This window comes from Bradyrhizobium sp. CB3481 (assembly GCF_029714305.1).
Classification (GTDB): Bacteria; Pseudomonadota; Alphaproteobacteria; order Rhizobiales; family Xanthobacteraceae; genus Bradyrhizobium.
This window is the reverse complement of sequence record NZ_CP121647.1, coordinates 6339011-6353899: the sequence shown is the minus strand read 5'-3', so window position 1 is coordinate 6353899 and position 14889 is coordinate 6339011. Positions and strand designations below refer to the sequence as shown.

Here is a 14889-nt window from a genome sequence, read left to right as displayed (position 1 = left end):
TGGTAACTAATGGAGATTAACCCGTGAACGTCCCCAAGGGCCCCACGCTGAGCGTGGTGCCTCATCCCAAGACCGATGTTTCGTCGGGCCCGCAAGTGCTGCAGCCGAGCGGTTGGCCGATGCCGAAAGGCTACGCCAACGGCATGGCTGCGGACGGCCGCATTATCGTGACGGGCGGCGTGATCGGCTGGGATACCGAGCAACGTCTGGCTCAGGGTTTTGCCGCTCAGGCGCGCCAGACGCTCGCCAACATTTCCGACATTCTGGCCGCCGGCGGCGCCAGGCCCGAGCACCTCGTGCGGCTCACCTGGTATGTCCTGGATATCGAGGAATATCTCGCAAGCCTGAAAGAGCTCGGCCGCGCCTATCGCGAAATCTTTGGCGCACATTATCCGGCGATGGCGCTGGTGCAGGTGGTGCGCCTGGTCGAGAAGGAAGCCCGCGTCGAGATCGAGGCAACGGCAGTGGTGCCGCGCTGATGAAAATAGATTCGACTACGGCCACGAAGAAGGTGTGCTCCCTCTCCCGCTTGCGGGGGAGGGCTGGGGGTGTCTCCGCGAGCGATACTGCCCGAGTGGAGAGAGCCCCCACCCGGCGCTTCGCGCCGACCTCCCCGCAAGCGGGAGAGGTAAAGCGCGTCTGTGGCTAAACTCATCTAACCAAGGATCATTGTGCTCTACAGTTCGGTTCTCAACCTCCAGAGTTCCGGAAAAAGCTCGACCTCGAGCATCTTGCGCAAATAGGAGACGCCAGAGGTGCCGCCGGTGCCGCGCTTCAGGCCGATGATGCGCTCGACCGTCGTGACGTGGTTGAAGCGCCAGCGGCGGAAATAGTCCTCGAAATCGACCAGCTTTTCCGCAAGCTCATAGAGCATCCAATGCTTCGCCGGGGCCGCGTAGACGGTCTTCCAGGCCGCCAGAACCTCGTCATTCGGCGTGCGCTTGACGCGCCAGTCGGTTCGGCGGGCGTCTTCGCCGATGCCAAAGCCGTTGCGCGATAGTAGCAGTAGCGCCTCGTCATAGAGGCCCGGCTCGGCGAGAATTTCCTCGAGCTTTGCGGTGATGTCGGCGCGGTGGGCGTGCGGTCCCAGCAGCGCCAGGTTGCGGTTGCCGGCGAGGAATTCGATCGCGCGGTACTGGTAGGATTGGAAACCCGAGGATTGCCCGAGCTGATCGCGAAACTCGGTATATTCGCTGGGTGTCATGGTCCGCAGCACGTCCCACGCGGTATTGAGTTGCTCGAAGATCCGGGCGACGCGCGACAGCATCTTGAAGGCGGGCTGCAACTGGTCGTGGCGGATCGCTCTTATGGCGGAACGGATTTCGTGGATGGCCAGCTTCATCCAGAGTTCGGAAGTCTGGTGCTGGATGATGAATAAGAGTTCGTCATGCGCATCCGAGAGCGGCTTCTGCGCGTCCAGCAGGCGCTCGAGGTGCAGATAATCGCTGTAGGACATGCGTCCTTCGAACGACATCTGGGCTCCCTCGCGCGAGGGCTCGTCGGGCTTGCCAGTCATGTCACGAGCGCCTTCTTGCGGTATTCCGGGCCATCCCAGCGGCGATGGGCCACGACGTCGGCGATGATGTCGACCGCCGCGCGAACCTCAGCTTCGTCGATATAGAGCGGCGTAAAGCCGAAGCGCATCATATCGGGCGCGCGAAAGTCGCCGATCACGTCGCGCGCGATCAGCGCCTGCATGATCGCATAGCCCTCCGGGTGACGAAACGAAACTTGGCTGCCGCGCCGCGTGCCGTCACGCGGCGAAGCCAGCGTCAGTTCAGGGCAGCGCGCTTCGACTTCGCGGATGAACAGGTCAGAAAGCGCGATCGATGCATGGCGCACGTCGGCCATGCTGACGCCGTCCCAGACGTCGAGGGCAGCATCGAGCGCGGCCATGGCAATGATCGGGGGCGTGCCGACCCGCATGCGCTCGATGCCTGGACCGGCGCGGTAGTCGAGATCGAAGGCAAACGGCGCCTGATGGCCCATCCAGCCGGAAAGCGCCGGCCGCGCCGTATCGGCATGGACAGGCGCGACGTAGATGAAGGCGGGCGCGCCGGGACCGGCGTTGAGATATTTGTAGGTGCAGCCGACCGCGAAATCGGCCTTGGCACTTTCCAATTCCACCGGCAGCGCACCCGCGGAATGCGCCAGATCCCAGATCGTCAATGCGCCGGCGGCATGCGCCTTGCGCGTCAGCGCGCGCATGTCATGTAGGCGGCCGGTACGATAGTCGACCTCCGTCAGCATCAGCACCGCGATCGTCTCGTCGATCGCGGCTTCGACCTCTTCGGGCGCGACCACCTTCAGCTCATAGCCTCGGCCGAGCGATTGGAGCAGGCCGCTGGCTATGTAGAGGTCGGAAGGAAAGTTGCCGGTGTCCGACAGGATCACGCGGCGCGACGGATTGAGTTCGAGCGCCGAGGCCAGCGCCTGGTAGACCTTGATGGACAGCGTATCGCCCACCACCACCGTGCCGTCGGCGGCGCCGATCAGCCGGCCGATGCGGTCGCCGAGATGCCGTGGCTGCGTCATCCATCCGGCGACGTTCCAGCCCTTGATGAGGTGCTTGCCCCATTCCTCCTGTAACATGCGGCCGACACGCTCGGCGGCGGCAACGGGCAGGGGGCCGAGCGAATTGCCGTCCAGATAGATCACGCCATCGGGGATGGCGAACAGGGATTTCGTTCGCGTGAAATCGGTCATGTCGTTCCCTGGTCCGTGCCCGCGCGCAATTATTTGCGCGGATGCCAATTATTTCAAGCTTAAAATTTATGGGCGCAGGGCGCGCTTCTCAGTATAGACTAGCTGTCGGCGGACATCATTCCCAGTCCTGTCCGCCGAAGCGAATGGAAACCGAACCCAAGTGATACCCAAGTGATTTTTCATCAGATTTCCGACTGGAGCGACGCCTATGCGAACGCTCCGAACATTCCAGGCGGCGACCGCTGGCCGGCCGCGTGGGTGCAGCCGGCGCAGGCCTATCGCGATGCGTTGCAAGCCAGCGGCCGCGTGACGCTCGACATCAGCTATGGCGAGCGCGAACGAAACCGCTTCGATCTCTTCACCCCGGAAGGCCGGCCGAAGGGCATGGTCGTCTTCGTCCATGGTGGATTCTGGAAGGCGCTCGACAAGAGTTTTTGGTCGCATCTCGCGCGCGGATCGGTCGAAAACGGCTATGCGGTGGCGATGCCCTCCTACACGTTATGCCCGGACGTGCGCATCGCCGAGATCACGCGCGAAATCGGCGCGGCCATCGCGCGCGCCGCCGCGATGGTCGAGGGCCCACTGTTTCTCACCGGCCATTCCGCCGGCGGCCATCTGGTGACGCGCATGATCTCGGCGACGTCGCCACTCCCGGACAATGTCCGCGCGCGCGTCAGCCACACCGTCTCGATATCAGGCGTCCATGATCTGCGTCCGCTGATGAAGGCCGCGATGAACACGGAGCTGCGCATCGATGCGGCCGAGGCGCTGACAGAAAGCCCCGCATTGCTGGAGCCGATGCACAATGCCCGCGTGACATGCTGGGTAGGCAGCGCCGAGCGCCCGGAATTCGTCCGCCAGAACGCGCTGCTCGCCAACGTCTGGACCGGGCTTGGCGCGACAACCTGCGTGGTCGAAGAACCCGGCCGGCATCATTTCGATGTCATCGACGGGCTCGCCGATCCCGGCCACCAGCTTATCAGGATGTTGTTGTCGCCGTAGCGATTACACTGCCTGAAACGTCTGCACGGCCTGACGTGCACCGAGTGCGTAGAGATTGGTCAGTGCCCCGGTGACGGCGCTGCGCATGCGGGGATCGGCACCCAGCGTGCCGAAGATGGTCTCGACCTCCAGCAGCGCCGGCGCAAGCCGGTCCGCGACCGGGCCCGCGCTCTCGGCAATCGCCTTCAGCTTCGCGGCGAGCGGATCGCGCACGTCGATCGCGCGGGCCTGTTCGTCGGTGCCGGTGACGTAACGCATCCAGCCGGCGACCGCGAGCGCGTGGGTTTCGATCGGCAGCCCCAGCCGCAGCCGGTCCTGCATCGTGGCAAGCAGGCGCTGCGGCAGCTTCTGCGAGCCATCCATCGCGATCTGCCAGGTGCGGTGGTGCAGGGCGGGGTTTGAGAAACGCCGCAGCAGCGACGCGCCATAGGACGCCAGGTCGGTGCCCTCGGGCATCGCGAGCGTCGGCGCCGCGTCCAGCATCACCTGCCGGGCAAACGCCGCAAAGTGCGCATCGGTCATCGTGGCCGCGATGGTCTCATGGCCCGCGAGATAGCCGAGATAGGCCAGCGCCGAGTGGCTGGCGTTGAGCAGCCGCAGCTTCATGTGCTCGAACGGCGTCACGTTGGAAACCAGTTGCACGCCGCCGGCCGCGAAATCCGGCCGCCCGGCCACAAAACGGTCCTCGACGATCCATTGCGTGAACGGCTCGGTGATGACGGGCCATGCGTCGATCATGCCGAGCGCGGAGGACACTGCGGCGCGGTCCGCATCCGTCGTCTCGGGCACGATCCGGTCCACCATCGTCGAAGGGAAGGCGACCTCGGCCTCGATCCATTTGGCTAGGTTGCGCGAGCGCAAACCCGCGAACTGCGTCACGATGCGTCCGACCGTGTGGCCATTGGCGGAGAGGTTGTCGCAGGATAGAACCGTGAAAGGCGGCTCGCCGGCGATCCGCCGGCGCGCGAGTGCGGCAACGAGAAATCCGATCGCCGAGCGTGGCGTGCCGGGATTCTGCAGGTCATGAACGATGTCGGGATGCGCTTCGTCGAGGTCGCCGGTCTGCGGCGTATGGCAATAGCCCTTCTCGGTGACCGTCAGCGAGACGATGCGCGTCGCTGGATTGGCGAGACGCGCAATCAAGTATTCCGGCTTCTCCTTAGCGACTTCGGTGGCGAGGACCGAGCCGATAATGCGGTGATCCGTGCCTTCGCCGGAGCGGACCGCGAGCGTGTAAAGCCCATCCTGCGGCGCGAGCGCGTCGCGCGTGTCCGGACTGCGCAGGCTGGCGCCGACGATTCCCCATTCGGTCGCGCCGCCGGCGATGAGGTCGTCGATCACCACCGCCTGATGCGCCCGATGAAACGCACCGATGCCGAGGTGAACGATACCCGGTGTGACCCGCGAGCGGTCATAGGCCGGCCGGCGAATCTGGCCGGGCAGTTTGTCGAGATTGGACTTGGACAGGCGCAAATCACCGTTTTTCGGGCTGGAAGGCGGGTTTTTTGCCGTTTCGCTTGACATGGCGGACTCAATCCATCAATTTCTGGTCAATTGGTAAGGCCAATGTTCCGGATTTATTGGCCTTGCCCCGACCAAGCAAGAAAAATCGATTCACGGGATCGTCAGGGAGAGCCGAGCGTGCCGCTCGAAGCCGTGGAAGCACGACGCCTTTATCGTCAGGTTGCCGATCAGCTCCGCGCGTTGATCGACAGCGGCGAATATGGCGTGGGCAGCCGTCTCCCGACCGAACGTGACCTTGCCGAACAGCTCAAAGTATCGCGGCCGACCGTGCGCGAGGCCCTGATCGCGCTTGAAGTCGAGGGCAGGGTGCGCATTCGCGTCGGCTCCGGCATTTATGTCTGCGAACCACCGCCCCTTGCGCCAATGCTGCCGGCAGCAAGCGAGATCGAAGGCCCGTTCGAACTGTTGCGCGCCCGCGAATTCCTCGAAGGCGCCATTGCCGAGCAGGCCGCGAAGGTGGCGACGCCCGAAGACATCGCGCGCATCGACGCTTCGCTGGAGGCGATGGCGACCGTGCAACACCCGGGCGAAGCCTCGATGGTTCACGACCGCGCATTCCATGTCGCAGTCGCCGGCTGTCTCGACAACGCCGTGCTGGTGCGCGTCGTCGGCGAATTGTTCGACCAGCGGCTCAATCCCTACTTCGCCAAGTTGGCGCACTATTTCGAGAATCCGCAATCCTGGAATGCCGCCCTGGCAGAGCATCGCGCGATCCGCGATGCCATCGCGGCCCACGATCCGGATAAGGCGCGCGAGGCGATGCGCGAGCATCTGGCGCGCTCGCAGGCCCGCTTCGCGCAAAACTTTGGAACACAGGCTTCAACCGCCCGCCCATCTACGAGGAGCGGCTGAGAGAGGAATTCGAGCGGCTCGGCGAAGTGCCGGGCCGGTTGAGTAACAAAAGCAATTTAGAACAAGGGAAGGAAATTCAAATGTTGAAGAAATTGACGATTGCTTTCGCGGCATCCGCTGCGCTTCTGGCCGCGACCACCTCTAGCATGGCGCAGACCAAGCTGAAATGGGCGCATGTGTACGAAACCTCGGAGCCGTTCCACACCGCCTCGGTCTGGGCCGCCGGCGAAATCAACAAGCGCACCAACGGGCGCTACCAGATCGATGTCTATCCGGCCTCGCAACTCGGCAAGGAAACCGACATCAACCAGGGGCTTTCGCTCGGCTCGGTCGACATGATCATTTCCGGCTCGAGCTTTGCGGCCAAAAGCTTTCCGCCGATCGGCGTGACCTATTATCCCTACACCTTCCGCGACGCCGATCACCTCCTGGCTTATACCAAGAGCGACGTCTTCAAGGAGCTTGCGAAGGGCTATGAGGACAAGACGGGCCACCGCATCCTGGCCGTGACCTATTACGGCGTGCGCCAGACGTCATCGAACAAGCCGATCAAGACCTGCGCCGACATGAAGGGGCTCAAGATCCGCGTGCCTGACGTGCCGGCCTATCTGGCGATGCCGCGCGCCTGCGGCGCCAACACCGCGCCGATCGCCTTTGCGGAAGTCTATCTGGCGCTACAGAACGGCACCGTGGAAGCGCAGGAAAATCCGCTCACCACGATCGAGGCCAAGAAGTTCTACGAGGTGCAGAAACACATCGTGCTGACCGGCCACATCGTCGATCACCTCAACACCGTTGTCTCCGGCGCGCTCTGGAAGAAGCTGTCCGAGGAAGACCGCAAGATCTTCACCGACGTGGCCCAGGAAGCGGCGGCCAAGGCCACCGCGGAAATCAAGACCAACGAAGGCAAGCTGGTCGACTTCTTCAAGCAGAAGGGCCTGACCGTGACCGAGGTCAACAAGGATGAGTTTCGCGACACCGTGCTCAAGAACGTGAGCTTTGAGAGCTTCGACTATCGCAAGGCCGACTGGGAACGCATTCAGGCGGTCAAATAGCAATGAGCTGTCATTCCGGGGTGGCTCGAAGAGCCGAACCCGGAATCTCGAGATTCCGGGTTCGATGCTGACGCATCGCCCCGGAATGACGTGGGAGCCAGGTTGGGGAACAAGCGCATGTCGGCGGTTGAAGTTCACAAGCAAATCACGGCGGACGAGATCGCCCATACGTTCGAGGACGAAGTCCCCAAGGGCGCCGATCTCAGCGGCTATGCGCCCGAGGATTGGCTGGCACTGACGATCTTCTGGATTATGGCGCTGGCCGTGTTCTTGCAGTTCTTCACCCGCTACGTCCTCAACGACAGCTATGCCTGGACCGAGGAGATCGCGACCTATTGCCTGATCGGCGTGGTCTTCATCGGCTCGGCGATGTGCGTGCGGCTGTCGCGGCACATCCAGGTCGATCTCGTGTACCGCTATCTACCGCATGTCGCTGCGCGCGGATTGTCGACCGTCATCGACCTGATCCGGATCGCGTTCTTCGGCTACGCGATCGTGCTGGTCTGGCAGTTCATCCAGATCATCGGCGACGAGCGGATGACCACGATCAAGTTTCAAAAAGGTTTTGTCTACTACGCCGTGCTGCTCGGCTTCGCGCTGATGTTCGCACGCTCGATCCAGATCGCGGTCGAGAACTGGCGGCGGGGCTATTCGATCCTGGAGCGCCCCGGCGCCTTCGACGGAACGGAAGGGTAGGGCGATGCTGCTGCTGCTTGGGGGATTTTTGCTGCTGATGTTGCTCGGCCTGCCGGTCGCGCTTTCCATGGCAGTCTCGTCGCTGGTCTACATTCTCGTGACCGGCATCACGCCCGACGTAACGCTGGCGCAGCGCATGATCGCCGGCGTCGAGAGCTTTCCGCTGCTCGCGGTGCCGTTCTTCATCCTCGCCGGCAACCTCATGAACATCGCCGGCGTCACCGGGCGCATCTACAAGTTCGCGGTCGCGCTTGTGGGCTGGATGCGCGGCGGCCTCGGCCACGTCAATATCGTCGGCTCGGTGATCTTCTCCGGCATGTCCGGTACCGCGATTGCGGATGCCGCAGGCCTCGGCACCATCGAGATCAAGGCGATGAAGGACCACGGCTACTCGACCGAGTTCGCGGTCGGCGTCACCGCGGCCTCCGCCACCCTCGGCCCGATCATCCCGCCGTCGCTGCCGTTTGTGATTTACGGCATGATGGCCAACGTTTCGATCGGTGCGCTGTTTCTCGGCGGCGTGATCCCCGGCGTCGTCATGACGCTGGCGATGATGGCGACCGTCGCCTGGTTTGCGCACCGGCGCGGCTGGGGCAGCGACACGCCGTTCTCCTGGCCGCAGCTCGGTTCGGCCACGCTCGAAATCGTCATCGTGTTCGCATTCCCGCTGGTGGTCTGGCTACTGGTTCTCGCCGGGCTCTCGGTGAACATGGCGGTCGGCATCGGCCTCGTCGCGCTGCTCGCGCTCGACTGGTATTTCGATTTCTCCGCCGTGATGGCGCTGATGGCGCCCGTGATCCTGATCGGCGGCATGACGCTCGGCTGGTTCACGCCGACGGAGGCCGCGGTCGCCGCGGTGATCTGGTCGCTGTTCCTTGGGCTGGTGCGCTACCGCTCGATGACGCTCCAGACGGTGGCGAAGGCGACCTTCGACACCATCGAGACCACGGCCTCCGTGCTGTTCATTGTTACCGCGGCCTCGATCTTTGCCTGGCTGCTGACGGTGTCGCAGGCGGCGCAGACGCTGACGGATGCGATGCTCGGCATCACCCACAACAAATGGGTGTTCCTGCTGCTCGCCAACATCCTGATCCTGTTCGTCGGCTGCTTCATCGACACCATCGCCGCGATCACCATTTTGGTGCCGATCCTGCTGCCGATCGTGCTCAAGCTCGGTATCGATCCGATTCATTTCGGCCTGATCATGACGCTGAACCTGATGATCGGCCTGCTGCATCCGCCGCTCGGCATGGTGCTGTTCGTGCTGGCGCGCGTCGCAAAACTGTCCGTCGAGCGCACGACCATGGCGATCTTGCCCTGGCTCGTGCCGCTGCTCCTGGCGCTCGTCGCCATCACCTACATCCCGGAGCTGACGCTCTGGCTTCCTAAATATATGGGACTCTCCAAATGACCTCGAAAGCTTTGGCTGCAACGCTGTTCGGCCCGGAAGATCTGCGCATGGTCGAGCGGCCGCTCGATCCGCTGGCCGCAGGCATGGTGCGCCTCCGCTTCGGCGCCGGCGGCATCTGCGGTTCTGATATGCATTACTACCGCCACGCCCGCACCGGCGATTTCGTCGTGACCTCGCCGCTGGTGCTCGGCCACGAGATCGCGGGTGAAGTCGTCGAGATCGCGGGCGATGCGCCGGGCGTGAAGGTCGGCGACCGTGTCGCCGTCAATCCGTCGCGCTGGTGCGGCTACTGCAAGCCGTGCCGGGAGAAGCGGCAGAACCTGTGCGAGAACATCTTCTTCATGGGCTCGGCCTCGAAGACCCCGCATATGCAGGGCGGTTTTGCCTCTTATTTCGACGCTATCCCGGCGCAGTGCGTGAAGATTCCGGATCACGTCACCTATCAGGCGGCGGCGCTCGCGGAGCCGCTGGCAGTGTGCCTGCACGCGGTCGCCCGTGCGGGTGACGTCACGGGCAAGCGCGCCGTGCTGTTCGGCGCCGGCCCGATTGGCTTGCTCACCATGCTGGCGGCGAAGCGCGCCGGGATCGCGGAGACCACCGTCGTCGATATCGCCGCCGCGCCGCTGGCATTCGCGACCAAGCTCGGCGCCACTAACGTCGTCGATATCTCCGGCGGCGAGGACGCGCTGAAGGCCGAGGCCGCGGCAAAGCCGTTCGATGTCGCCTTCGAAGTGTCGGGAACAGCGGCCGGCCTTGCCAGCGCCATCGCAACCGTCCGGCGCGGCGGCGTCGTGGTTCAGGTCGGCAACTTACCGGGCGGGCAGATGCCGGTGCCGGCGAATGCGGTCATGGCCAAGGAGATCGACCTGCGCGGCTCGTTCCGCTTCGGCGAGGAATTCTATACCGCCGTCGAGCTGATCGCCGACGGCAGCGTCGACGTGCTGTCGCTGGTCACGGCGCAGCGTCCGCTTGCGGTTGCGCCGGATGCGGTGCGGCTGGCGCTCGACCGCTCGCAGAGCGTCAAGGTCGTGCTGACGGCGTAAGCGTAATTCAGAGTTCAGGAGATCGCCCATGATGCTGCAGGGATGGCGGTGGTACGGGCCCAATGAGCCCGTATCATTAGACGATATCCGCCAGGCCGGTGCGACCGACGTGGTGACGGCGCTGCACCAGGTGCCGATCGGCGAAGCTTGGACGCGCGCCGCGGTCGAAGAGCGCAAGAACCTGATCGAGAATTCGCAGCCGGGTCGCTCGCAGCTCGTATGGTCGGTGGTGGAATCGATCCCGGTGCCTGATGACGTCAAGCGGCTCGGGGGCGGGGCCAGGCGCTCGATCGAGGCCTGGATCGCCAGCATGGAGGCAGTCGCCGCCGCCGGCATCAAGATCATCTGCTACAACTTCATGCCGGTCGTGGACTGGTGCCGCACCGATCTCGAATGGGAGCTGCCAAACGGCGCCAAGGCGATGCGCTTCGACCAGGAGCGGTTCGCGGCGTTCGATCTGCACATTCTTAAGCGACCCGAGGCGCCCGCCGAATATTCCGAGGCCGCGCAGCGTCGCGCCAGGGAAGTGTATTCTCGGATGACGCAGGCCGACATCGATGTTCTCGTCACCAACATCGCCAGCGCGCTGCCGGGCTCCACGACTGATCCGCTGACCATTCCGCAGTTCCGCGACCGCCTGCAGCAATACCGCGGCATCGATTCCAAGGTGCTGCGCCGGCACCTCAGCGAATTCCTCGCGTGCATCGCGCCGGTCGCCGAGCAGCTCGGCGTGACGCTGACGCTGCATCCGGACGATCCGCCGCGTCCGCTGTTCGGTTTGCCGCGCATCGCCTCATCGGAAGAGGATTATCAGGCGCTGTTCGACGCGGTGCCGTCGAAGGCCAACGGCATCTGCTTCTGCACCGGCTCGCTCGGCGTGCGCGCGGAAAACGATCTGCCTGCGATGGCCAAGCGCTTCGCTTCGCGGATCGGTTTCGCCCATCTCCGCGCCACCAAGCGCGAAACCGACGGCCTGTCGTTCTTCGAGTCGGACCATCTCGATGGCGATGTCGACATGATCGCGGTGCTCAAGGCGCTGCTGGCCGAGAACCGCACGCGTTCGCCCGAAAAGCGGATTGTGTTCCGGCCCGATCACGGCCACCGCATGCTCGACGATCTCGCGGCAACCAAGCGCACCAACCCTGGCTATACCGCGATCGGCCGCCTGCGCGGCCTCGCCGAACTACGCGGCGCCATCCGCGCCATCGAGCACGCCGGCTGATTGTTTCTCCGGGGACGGATCCTCGTTGAGATGCTCGTCATGATCGGGCTTGTCCCGGCCGTAACGAAAAGTAGTTAGCGGCGGAGCAGATCCACGACGCTGCGACGGGGTGATCTGCCCCGCCGGATCGACCAGCGCTCAAGGCTGCTTTGCATGGCCTCGGCGAGGGCCGGATGTACAATCAAATTCCTTTCCGGCACGGATGCGATGATCGCATTTCGATCCTGGACACCCGGCTCGTCGATGATCCACGCGCGCAGCCGATCGCCGGCAAGCCGTGCGGCGATGCGATCGGGCACCTGGTCGATGTCGTTGGCGACCAGCACGTTCATGATGATGCGGCCACCGGGCGCCAACCGTGCGCGGATGGCATCGCAGGTCGCGAGGTCGAATTCGGCATCGAAGCAAAAATCCGGACCTCCAACGTCGATCGCGATTGCGTCGTAAAGCTGATCGTCATCGAAGATGAATTTCCGGAAGTCGGAAACCATGAGCGGCAATCCGTCCGGCAGTCCAAAATACCTCTGAGCGATGACGAAGCTGAGCGGATTGTTGTCAACGATGGTCAGCTTCTTGCCGAGCCGCGCCAGCCGGGTGGCGAGATTTCCGCCGCCGCATCCGAGGACCAGAATATTCGTGGCGGAATGCAGGAGTTCGTCCATCAGCTTGACATAGCTGAAGACGCTCTCGCCGTCGGGCGTGGCCTGGCTTTGCCTGATGCCCTCCTCGAAATAGATTCGCGTGCCATCCGCGGAGCACTCGACGATTTCGATTGCGCCGTTCCGGCCCTGATAGCGCCCCAGCAAACGCACCTGCTCACCGTGCATCAAATAGGATGTTTAAGACATCGCTTATCATGTCGTGAATCGCATGCCAATCGTAGGTCGGGCCAGCGCGGGCACTTTATTGATGTACTGAACCTCTATCTTGATGCTTGAAGCCCAAATTCAGATCGGATAATCATCTACTTCGGAACCGGGAGACCGTCCTATGATTACCGGCAATCAACTCAGGGCCGCGCGCGCGCTTCTGAGTATCGATCAGCGGCAAATGGCCGGGCTTGCCGATCTTTCGGTGCCGACCATCCAGCGCATGGAAGCCAGCGATGGCGTGATCCGTGCCAACGTCGATTCCCTGATGAAGCTGGTTTCCGCGCTCGATGGCGCAGGAATAGAGCTGATCAATCCCGGCGCTATGAGCGCCGCGGGAGGGCGAGGGGTACGCCTTCGCGAACATATCGCAAATCCCAAGACAAAGGGCAAGGCCGCGCGCCAGCCGAGGAAGATGCTGGAGCGGGTTCGATAAATTTGCTCATCCCATAGCGCTGCGCGCGTCCGCCTGTTCGAGCAGCGAGAGCAGCCCTCGCAGCATGGCAATCGGGGTGGGCGGACAGCCGGGAATGTGCAGATCGACCGGGACGACCTCGGAGACGCCGCCGACGACGGCATAGCTGCCGGCAAAACATCCTCCGTCCCGTGCGCAATCTCCGACCGCGACCACCCATTTCGGGTTCGGCGTCGCATGATAGGTTCGCTCGAGCGCTTCGCGCATGTTCTTCGTCACCGGGCCCGTCACCATCAGCACGTCGGCGTGACGCGGCGAGGCGACGAACCGCAGGCCGAACCGTTCGACGTCGTAATAGGCGTTGTTGAGCGCGTGAATCTCCAGCTCGCATCCGTTGCAGGATCCGGCATCGATCTCGCGGATTGACAGGCTGCGGCCGAGCCGCCGCCGCGCGGTCCGTTCGACCGCGGCGGCGAGCTCCGCCACAGCATCGTCATCCGGCGATGGCGCCCGCTCGGTGAGGGGTTGGCGAAACACGCTTTCGAACAGCAGCTTGCGCATCGCAGGCGTCCTTACAAATCATGACCCGAATAGGAGCAGTTGAACGACTTGTTGCAGAGCGGAAAGTCAGCAACGATGTTGTTCTCGATCACGGCTTCGAGCAGTGGCCATTGAAACCACGAAGGGTCGCGCATGTGGCATCGCTCGATGAGGCCACTGCGCAGCCGCAGCCAGACCAGAATGTCGCCGCGGAATCCTTCCACGATCGCCATGCCCTCGCGCACCTGTCCGCCAAGCGGGACTTCGTTGCGGGTCGGTCCATCGGGAAGGCGGTTCAGGATCTGCTCAATCAGCGAAAGGCTCTGTTCGACCTCGCGTATTCTGATCCAGACCCTCGCGTTGACGTCACCCTCGTTGAGGACCGGCACGTCGAAACGCAGGCTGTCGTAGGGCGGATAGGTCAGCGCCCGGCGCGCATCGAAGGCGCGGCCCGAGGCGCGGCCGATATAGCCGCCGGCGGCATATTGTAGGGCGAGCGGCGGCTGCAGCGTTCCGGTACCGACGGTACGGTCCTGCAGCGAAGCGGTGTTGTCGTAGAGTTCGACAAGCGCGGGAAAGCGCAGGCGAATATTTTCGAGCGCAGCCCGGATGGTTTCCGGCCCGTCTGTTCCGATGTCGCGGCTGATGCCGCCGGGCACGACGATGCCGCGCATCAGGCGATGACCGAAGGCCGCGCCGGCTGCGCGCAGCACGCTCTCGCGCAATATGCCGCAATGCGCATGCATCAGGGCAAACGACGCATCGTTGCAGATGGCACCGATGTCGCCGAGATGGTTGGAAAGCCGCTCGAGTTCTGCGACCAGCGCGCGCAAGAACACGGCGCGGTCTGGCACCGCAAGATCCAGCGCGATTTCGGCCGCGCGCGAAAACGCGTATGCGTAAGCAACGGTGCTGTCGCCCGACACACGGCCGGCGAGGTGAGCGCCGCGCTCGAGGCTGGCGCCGGCCATCAGGCCCTCGACGCCCTTGTGCACGTATCCCAGCCTTTGTTCCAATCGCACCACGGTCTCGCCGCTGGCGGTAAAGCGGAAATGTCCGGGCTCGATGATACCCGCGTGCACCGGGCCGACCGCAATCTGGTGCAGGCCGTCACCCTCCGCGGCGAGGAAACGGTAGGGCTCGGTCTTGGGCAATGCGTCGATGCGATCTCCAAGCGGGAAGCGTACACCCCACCGGTTGTGATCGAGCCAGGGCCGGAGGTCCGGCGCGCCCTCGGCCGATAGTCCGAACAGATCGTGGATGGTGCGCTCAAGCCGGAGGGCCGGCGGGTGATGCTTGCCGACGGAAGGAAACCGGCGCTCCGGGCATTCGAGGCTGACGACCGCGATGCTAGCGCTCTGTCCTTCCATGATCGCCATATGCACCGTTTCAGGCTCGCCCCAAAGGCCGAGCAGGCTCCAGCGTCCGTGGGCCAACTCGCTCGCCGCAAAGGTCCAGACTGAAGCATCGACCATCACGCGCGGCCACGGGCCGTGGTGGGCGACCTTGCGGCCCTCCAGCGTCAGATCGATCAGCGACGGCATGTCATTTCGT

The 14889-nt window shown here is 63.8% G+C and carries 15 protein-coding genes; 9 read left to right on the top strand and 6 right to left on the bottom strand.

Translation table 11 applies throughout. The annotated features are described in order from the left end of the window. Positions 1–23: 23 nt before the first annotated feature. Positions 24–479 (top strand): RidA family protein, encoded by a 456-nt coding sequence (locus QA643_RS30850; protein WP_283029432.1) that lies wholly within the window; start codon positions 24–26, stop codon positions 477–479. A 197-nt stretch (positions 480–676) separates the two neighbouring features. Here the strand turns inward: QA643_RS30850 and kynA are convergent, their stop codons facing one another. Next, complete coding sequence (gene kynA, locus QA643_RS30845; RefSeq protein WP_283029431.1) at positions 677–1516, bottom strand: tryptophan 2,3-dioxygenase; 840 nt, start codon at positions 1514–1516, stop codon at positions 677–679. Then, entirely contained in the window at positions 1513–2706 is a 1194-nt protein-coding gene (gene kynU, locus QA643_RS30840) for a kynureninase (protein WP_283029430.1), read from the bottom strand. Before kynU ends, kynA begins: the two co-directional genes overlap by 4 nt. A 171-nt stretch (positions 2707–2877) precedes the next feature. Here kynU and QA643_RS30835 point away from each other — a divergent pair, with 171 nt between their 5' ends. Continuing rightward, positions 2878–3708, top strand: coding sequence for an alpha/beta hydrolase (locus QA643_RS30835; protein ID WP_283029429.1), 831 nt, complete (start codon positions 2878–2880; stop codon positions 3706–3708). 3 nt (positions 3709–3711) lie between these two features. Here the strand turns inward: QA643_RS30835 and QA643_RS30830 are convergent, their stop codons facing one another. Beyond that, positions 3712–5232, bottom strand: coding sequence for a mannitol dehydrogenase family protein (locus tag QA643_RS30830; RefSeq protein ID WP_283029428.1), 1521 nt, complete (start codon positions 5230–5232; stop codon positions 3712–3714). 117 nt (positions 5233–5349) lie between these two features. Between QA643_RS30830 and QA643_RS30825 the strand changes: the two genes are divergently transcribed. From QA643_RS30825 to uxuA, 6 genes are all read left to right on the top strand, one after another. Beyond that, positions 5350–6084: a FadR/GntR family transcriptional regulator gene (locus tag QA643_RS30825; RefSeq protein WP_283029427.1), complete on the top strand. Its 735-nt coding sequence runs from the start codon at positions 5350–5352 to the stop codon at positions 6082–6084. Positions 6085–6164: 80 nt separating this feature from the next. Continuing rightward, a complete protein-coding gene (locus QA643_RS30820; protein ID WP_283029426.1) occupies positions 6165–7139 on the top strand; it encodes a sialic acid TRAP transporter substrate-binding protein SiaP in 975 nt (324 codons plus the stop codon). Between the two features lie 117 nt (positions 7140–7256). After that, on the top strand, positions 7257–7835 hold the full coding sequence (locus QA643_RS30815; protein ID WP_283029425.1) for a TRAP transporter small permease: 579 nt from the start codon (positions 7257–7259) through the stop codon (positions 7833–7835). 4 nt (positions 7836–7839) lie between these two features. Further along, complete coding sequence (locus QA643_RS30810) at positions 7840–9246, top strand: TRAP transporter large permease (protein ID WP_283029424.1); 1407 nt, start codon at positions 7840–7842, stop codon at positions 9244–9246. Continuing rightward, a complete protein-coding gene (locus QA643_RS30805; protein ID WP_283029423.1) occupies positions 9243–10289 on the top strand; it encodes an L-idonate 5-dehydrogenase in 1047 nt (348 codons plus the stop codon). The genes QA643_RS30810 and QA643_RS30805 overlap by 4 nt, the downstream gene beginning before the upstream one ends. Positions 10290–10320: 31 nt before the next feature. Next, positions 10321–11511, top strand: coding sequence for a mannonate dehydratase (gene uxuA / locus QA643_RS30800; RefSeq protein WP_283034980.1), 1191 nt, complete (start codon positions 10321–10323; stop codon positions 11509–11511). 74 nt (positions 11512–11585) lie between these two features. Here the strand turns inward: uxuA and QA643_RS30795 are convergent, their stop codons facing one another. After that, complete coding sequence (locus QA643_RS30795) at positions 11586–12323, bottom strand: class I SAM-dependent methyltransferase (RefSeq protein WP_283029422.1); 738 nt, start codon at positions 12321–12323, stop codon at positions 11586–11588. 178 nt (positions 12324–12501) lie between these two features. On the opposite strand from QA643_RS30795, the gene QA643_RS30790 reads away from it, so the two are divergent. Then, a complete protein-coding gene (locus QA643_RS30790) occupies positions 12502–12816 on the top strand; it encodes a helix-turn-helix transcriptional regulator (RefSeq protein ID WP_283029421.1) in 315 nt (104 codons plus the stop codon). Positions 12817–12822: 6 nt separating this feature from the next. Here QA643_RS30790 and QA643_RS30785 read toward each other — a convergent pair whose 3' ends face one another. Together QA643_RS30785 and QA643_RS30780 are read right to left on the bottom strand one after the other, a co-directional pair. After that, on the bottom strand, positions 12823–13356 hold the full coding sequence (locus QA643_RS30785) for an NADH-quinone oxidoreductase subunit B family protein (RefSeq protein ID WP_283029420.1): 534 nt from the start codon (positions 13354–13356) through the stop codon (positions 12823–12825). 11 nt (positions 13357–13367) lie between these two features. Then, positions 13368–14879 (bottom strand): NADH-quinone oxidoreductase subunit C, encoded by a 1512-nt coding sequence (locus QA643_RS30780; RefSeq protein ID WP_283029419.1) that lies wholly within the window; start codon positions 14877–14879, stop codon positions 13368–13370. Positions 14880–14889 lie beyond the last annotated feature (10 nt).

Excerpts from the sequence above, each read along its gene's own strand:
- kynA (WP_283029431.1), bottom strand. The coding sequence starts at position 1,516 with ATGACTGGCAAGCCCGACGAGCCCTCGCGCGAGGGAGCCCAGATGTCG.
- kynU (WP_283029430.1), bottom strand. The coding sequence starts at position 2,706 with ATGACCGATTTCACGCGAACGAAATCCCTGTTCGCCATCCCCGATGGC.
- QA643_RS30830 (WP_283029428.1), bottom strand. The coding sequence starts at position 5,232 with ATGTCAAGCGAAACGGCAAAAAACCCGCCTTCCAGCCCGAAAAACGGT.
- QA643_RS30820 (WP_283029426.1), top strand. The coding sequence starts at position 6,165 with ATGTTGAAGAAATTGACGATTGCTTTCGCGGCATCCGCTGCGCTTCTG.
- QA643_RS30815 (WP_283029425.1), top strand. The coding sequence starts at position 7,257 with ATGTCGGCGGTTGAAGTTCACAAGCAAATCACGGCGGACGAGATCGCC.
- QA643_RS30810 (WP_283029424.1), top strand. The coding sequence starts at position 7,840 with ATGCTGCTGCTGCTTGGGGGATTTTTGCTGCTGATGTTGCTCGGCCTG.
- QA643_RS30805 (WP_283029423.1), top strand. The coding sequence starts at position 9,243 with ATGACCTCGAAAGCTTTGGCTGCAACGCTGTTCGGCCCGGAAGATCTG.
- uxuA (WP_283034980.1), top strand. The coding sequence starts at position 10,321 with ATGCTGCAGGGATGGCGGTGGTACGGGCCCAATGAGCCCGTATCATTA.
- QA643_RS30790 (WP_283029421.1), top strand. The coding sequence starts at position 12,502 with ATGATTACCGGCAATCAACTCAGGGCCGCGCGCGCGCTTCTGAGTATC.
- QA643_RS30785 (WP_283029420.1), bottom strand. The coding sequence starts at position 13,356 with ATGCGCAAGCTGCTGTTCGAAAGCGTGTTTCGCCAACCCCTCACCGAG.
- QA643_RS30780 (WP_283029419.1), bottom strand. The coding sequence starts at position 14,879 with ATGCCGTCGCTGATCGATCTGACGCTGGAGGGCCGCAAGGTCGCCCAC.